We start from the raw sequence: 5,071 nt of genomic DNA, 5'->3' as shown, positions 1-5,071 counted from the left end.
TTCAAGATTTTTTCATTGGGTTCGTATGTCAGAGAAAGAGTGGGAAGAATGAGTTGGTGGAAGTCAAGAGACAAACAAGTGAAAAAAAATAATATTCAAAGTAAAACGAAACAAGAGCATAAACCATCTCAAAATGCAATCGTTCATTTCACAAATGATTTTGCCTCTAACTTAGAACTTATAAAGCAACAAATCGGACATAATTCTGATGTTCGCTTTCGGAAGTTTAATATTGGACGCACAGATATTCAGGCTGGGATCGTTTTTGTTGATGGCCTATCAGATAAAGAGATAATTGACAAACATATTATGAAATTACTAATGGATGATTTTTCTGATGAATATAAAAATGAATCTTCTTATGTGGAGGGAACTGTTTCAAAAGAATATATTAAAAATAAAGTTCTTACAATTAGTGAAGTAGCAGAAGTCCATTACATAAAAGATTTAATACCCAAAGTATTGATAGGTTCAACAGCTCTTTTAATTGATGGTTTAGCAGATGTGTTTATTCTTGGTACAACAAAAGCAAATAAACGAAATATTGAAGAACCAGTATCGGAGGCATTAGTCAGAGGGCCACGGGTCGGTTTTACTGAAGTATTGAGTGATAATACCTCACTTTTGCGACGACACTGTGCGGATGAGAACTTATCATTAGTAAAGCTACCAGTAGGAGAACGTGCAAAGAAAGAGTTAGTTGTCGCATTTATTAAAGATCTTGCTAGTACAGAATTGGTGGATGAAATAAAAAACAGAATTCAGAAAATTGACATAGACAGTGTACTCGAATCTGGTTATATAGAGCAACTTATTGAAGATAATTATCTCAGTCCTTTTCCGCAGATTCAAAATACAGAACGACCTGATCGTGTTATTAGTGCTTTAATGGAAGGTCGAGTAGCTATTTTGTTAGATGGAACACCATTTGTTTTAATTGCTCCAGTTACATTTAGTATGCTGCTGCAATCACCAGAAGATTATTATGAAAGGTGGCTTCCTGGTACGCTTCTCCGCTTATTACGCTTCATGACAGCTTTTGTTTCATTATTTGCTCCAGCACTGTATATTTCTTTTATTTCATTTCATCCAGGATTAATTCCACTAAGCTCGCTATTTCTATTATCGGATCGCGAGAAGGAGTCCCTTTTCCCGCTTTAATAGAAGCGTTAATTATGGAAGTAGCTATCGAAGTTTTGCGAGAAGCAGGTTTACGTCTGCCTAAACCAATTGGACCTGCAATGGGAATTGTGGGCGGTTTAATAATTGGTCAGGCTGCCGTAGAAGCAGGAATTGTTAGTCCAATAATGGTTATCGTTGTTGCGGTAACAGCTATTTCTTCTTTTACTATTCCGCAATATAGTGTAGGAATTACGTTACGCATTCTTCGTTTTGTAGCTATGTTTTGTGCTGCGATATTTGGTTTGTATGGAGTTATTCTCTTCTTTCTTTTACTTTGCAGTCATTTAGTGAAACTGAAAAGTTTTGGCGTTCCTTATACCAGTCCTGCTGTTCCATATCAATTCAGTGACTGGAAAGATTTTATGGTTCGCATGCCATTAAAAATAATGAGACGTCGACCGAAAATAATGCATACCAAAAAAAATATCCGCAAAAGGTAGCTGATGACGAAAGGAAGTGGCCTTCAGTGATTACTAAACTTAAAGACCGAATAACAACTTCACAGGCAGTTGTTATTATTGTAAATTACATACTTGGGACAGGAATTCTCACTCTGCCCAGAGCATCTGTGGAAAAAGTGAAAACACCAGATGTATGGATAAGTGTGATATTAGGTGGAATACTGGCAATGGTTTCAGGAGTAATTATGGTCAAATTAAGTCAGCAGTTTCCAGAAAAAACATTTTACCAATACAGTCAAGATATTGTAGGGAAATGGATAGGCAGATTACTTAGTTTTCTTATTATAGGGTATTTTCTTACAACTTCAGCATTTCAAATTCGTTCAATGGCAGAAGTAATAAGCTTTTTTTTGCTCGAAGGAACCCCCACATGGGCTATTGTTATGCCTTTTATGTGGATAGGTCTCTATTTGATTATGAGTGGTATTAATTCAATTGCACGGATGTTTGAAATAATATTTCCTATTACTGTTTTTATTTTTTTAATCATTTCCTTTATGAGCATCGGAATATTCGAGATAGATAATCTCCGTCCCGTATTAGGTTTGGGAATTAAACCAGTATTAGATGGGATAAAAACAACGTCTCTCGCATATACAGGTCCTGAAATTATGTTAATTCTTTTGGTATTTATGGAACAACGAAATAAAGCAGTAAAAGCTATTTTAGTTGGAATTTCTATTCCGTTAATCTTTTATGTAATAACTGTTGTAATGGTCATTGGTGCATTATCAATTGATGGGGTTGTAACAAGAACATGGCCGACAATTGATCTTATGCGCAGTTTTGAAATTTCTGGATTGATATTTGAACGTTTTGAATCTTTATTGCTTGTAATATGGATTATGCAAATATTTGCTACCTATACGATTAGTTATTATGCAGCTGCATTAGGATTAGCACAACTCTTTAAAAAGAGAATTCATCCGTTTATTTTTGCTTTGATTCCAATCATTTACATCATTGCTATGACTTCGAAAAATATAAATGACTTGCTTAAATTGGGGGATATGCTCGGTAATGCTGCTTTATTTTTATTTGGTTTACTGCCACTGCTTCTTCTTATTATTACGCGATTAAAAGGAGGAGTAGTGTGAAAAATAAATTTAATTATATGCGGTTCTATTTGACTTTGTTATGGACGCTTTTGCTTCTATTTTTAACAGGATGTTGGAGCAGTAAAGAAGTAGAAGAGTTGAGTTTAACTGCAGGTATAGCACTAGATAAAGGGAAGGATTCAACAATTGAGAGAGAGGATGAGGAAGGAGGTTATCCTAAAAGAAATCTTATAACAGCTACTTATCAAATTGTTAGTTCGCAAGCACAAAGTAAAGGAAATGGACAACAAAAACGTTATATAAATGTTTCTGAGACCGGTGATTCCATTCATCAAATTGTTCGTGAGTTTTCATTGAAAAGAGAGAGCACAATGTTCAGCCCACATTTAAAAAACATTGTTATTAGTGATAGTCTTGTACGTACATTCAGTTTAGAACAATTACTTGAACAGTATCTCCGTGACAATGAAGTTCGGCTTAGCTGTATGCTCTTAATTAGCAAGGGTCTAGCGAAGGAGGTACTGGAATCAAACAAAAAAGGAGAAATCCCAGCATTTCGTTTGTCTGGAATTGCAGATAATAGAAATAGAACAACAAGGATTTTACCTCCTGTATCGCTCGCTAAATTGGAAGGAAAGATGCGGTCAGGGTCCAGTTTTCTTTTGCAAAATGTAATCTCGATAAAAGGGGAAACAAAATTTGCAGGAGCTGCTGTAATTAAAGGGAAGACAAAAAAGTTGATGGGCTTTTTAAATGAACAGGAATTGGAAGGAGTAGTATGGATAAATGGAAAAAGGAATGGTGGTGTGGTAAAAACTTTTGATAAAGAATCAAAGAAACTCATTATATACGAAATAAAGTCAATAAAAAGCAAAATCATACCACATGTTAATGGAAATAATATTTCCTTTGATGTAAACATTGAATCAGAAGGACGTTTGTCTGAAAATTGGATGCAATCAGGAAAAAAATTTAAAAATAAATTTTTAAAAAGGGAAGAAAAAGCTATTGAAAAAGAAGTAAAGCACTTAGTACATCATGTTACAAAAAAAATACAAAAAGAATATCAAGTCGATATTGCGGGTTTTGGCAACCAATTAAGAATTAAACACCCGAGAACATGGGAGAAAGTTAAAAAAGATTGGGATCAAACATTTAGTAAAGTACCGATTAAATATCATATAAATGTAACTATACAAGATTATGGATCGTCAAGTTTAAAACGATGAGATACTTTAATTGAAATTATATTTACATCAAAACAAAAAGTTATAAAAGTTTTAATTTGAAAATTTTTGTAACTTTTTGTTTTTTTATGTCCTTCTTATTATAGATTAAAGAAATGATTTTATCCCGCTATTTGCCGGGCAGTAAGACCCACACCTCAAAATTCAGCGAAAGCAAAGAAGTTATTAGAGGTATATGTAAGCTCTATATAGGAAGGAGAATTTTGAAATTCTATTGATAAACCAAGTAATTGTAATAGCCCTTATTTAGAATAATAATTTCAAGATCAATAAAATTTAGAGTAGAAGGAGCAAGAGCAAATTATTATGAATAAACAAATAGGATTCATCGGATGTGGAAACATGGGTATTGCTATGATAGGTGGGATGATTAAAAAAAATATAGTTTCTCCAGATCAAATAATTTGTTCAGATTTAAATGTCATTAATTTAAAAAATGCTAGTAATGAATATGGCATAACTATAACTACTAACAACAATGAAGTCGCTAACAGCGCTGACATTTTAATTTTATCAATCAAACCAGATTTATACTCATCGGTAATTAACCAAATAAAAGATCAAATAAAAAATGATGTAATCGTTGTAACTATTGCTGCAGGGAAAAGTATTAAGAGCACTGAGAATGAATTTGGTAGAAAGTTAAAAGTTGTTAGAGTAATGCCTAATACACCGGCACTTGTTGGAGAAGGAATGTCTGCGTTATGTTTTAATGAAATGGTTACAGAAAAAGATATAAAAGAGGTACTGAACATATTTAATATTTTCGGCCAGACGGAGGTCATAAATGAAAAACTAATGGATGTTGTTACATCTATTAGTGGTTCTTCTCCAGCATATGTGTATATGTTTATAGAAGCCATGGCAGATGCTGCTGTACTTGGCGGTATGCCGAGAAAACAAGCTTATAAATTTGCGGCTCAGGCTGTATTAGGTTCTGCAAAAATGGTATTGGAAACAGGAATACATCCAGGTGAATTGAAGGATATGGTTTGTTCTCCAGGTGGAACGACGATAGAGGCTGTAGTAACGCTAGAAGAAAAAGGTTTAAGAACAGCTATCATTTCAGCTATGAAACGTTGTACGCAAAAATCTATGGAAATGTCTAGTTTAACTAGTAAGT

3 protein-coding genes and 1 pseudogene are annotated in these 5,071 nt (G+C 33.8%); all 4 read left to right on the top strand.

Features of this window, described 5'->3' with window-relative positions:
- Window positions 1–48 precede the first annotated feature (48 nt).
- Window positions 49–1,622 (top strand): annotated as a pseudogene (locus ACQGS6_RS22635) (spore germination protein).
- 26 nt (window positions 1,623–1,648) lie between these two features.
- The gene (locus ACQGS6_RS22630) at window positions 1,649–2,740 is read left to right on the top strand and encodes a spore germination protein (RefSeq protein ID WP_000628927.1); all 1,092 of its coding nucleotides are present in this window, start codon (window positions 1,649–1,651) and stop codon (window positions 2,738–2,740) included.
- The gene (locus ACQGS6_RS22625) at window positions 2,737–3,930 is read left to right on the top strand and encodes a Ger(x)C family spore germination protein (RefSeq protein WP_426965635.1); all 1,194 of its coding nucleotides are present in this window, start codon (window positions 2,737–2,739) and stop codon (window positions 3,928–3,930) included. The genes ACQGS6_RS22630 and ACQGS6_RS22625 overlap by 4 nt, the downstream gene beginning before the upstream one ends.
- 324 nt (window positions 3,931–4,254) lie before the next feature.
- The coding region (gene proC, locus ACQGS6_RS22620) for a pyrroline-5-carboxylate reductase (RefSeq protein ID WP_001041290.1) at window positions 4,255–5,071 on the top strand (817 nt) is incomplete at its 3' end.

The sequence above is a fragment of the Bacillus sp. GMs2/2 genome (assembly GCF_050172095.1).
In the GTDB taxonomy this organism is placed as follows: Bacteria; Bacillota; Bacilli; order Bacillales; family Bacillaceae_G; genus Bacillus_A; species Bacillus_A cereus.
Note: the sequence above shows the minus strand (reverse complement) of the source record. Positions and strands in the feature narration are given on the sequence as shown.